This is a genomic window from Methylobacterium indicum, assembly GCF_001043895.1.
In the GTDB taxonomy this organism is placed as follows: domain Bacteria; phylum Pseudomonadota; class Alphaproteobacteria; order Rhizobiales; family Beijerinckiaceae; genus Methylobacterium; species Methylobacterium indicum.
This window is the reverse complement of record NZ_JTHF01000412.1, coordinates 1-538: the sequence shown is the minus strand read 5'-3', so window position 1 is coordinate 538 and position 538 is coordinate 1. Positions and strand designations below refer to the sequence as shown.

Genomic DNA, 538 nt, shown 5'->3' with positions numbered 1-538 from the left:
GCGGTTCTACTGCCGCAACCCGACCTGCCGACGCCGAACCTTCGCCGAGACGCCTGTAGACCTCCTCGCGCCGCGCGCCCGCCGCACGCGGCGGCTCGGCGAGGCGCAGGCCAGGGTCGGCCTCGCCTGCGGCGGTGCGGGCGGCGCCCGTCTCCTCACGCACCTCCATATGCCGGCGAGTCGCGCGACCGTGCTGCGGCTCATCACCCGCATGCCGATGCCCAACCCGCCAGTTCCACTCCGCATCGGCATCGACGATTGGGCGATCCGGAAGGGCAGCCGTTACGGCACGATCGTCGTCGACCTCGATCGTCGCCGCGTCATCGATCTCCTCCCGGATCGCACGGCACCTACGGTAGCCGGCTGGCTCGAACGGCACGCCGGCGTCGAACTCATCGCCCGAGATCGCTCGACAGAGTATGCCCGCGGCGCAAGCCTCGGTGCTCCCCAGGCCCAGCAGGTCGCCGATCGCTGGCACCTGCTCACCAACATGCGGCAGGCCGTCGAACGCTGGCTCCACGGCGCCCATGCCCGGTTG

General features: G+C 71.4%; 1 protein-coding gene. It reads left to right on the top strand.

Features of this window, described 5'->3' with window-relative positions; all coding sequences use genetic code 11:
• A partial coding sequence (locus QR78_RS34670; RefSeq protein WP_048431468.1) for an ISL3 family transposase occupies positions 1 to 538 on the top strand: 538 nt, incomplete at both ends.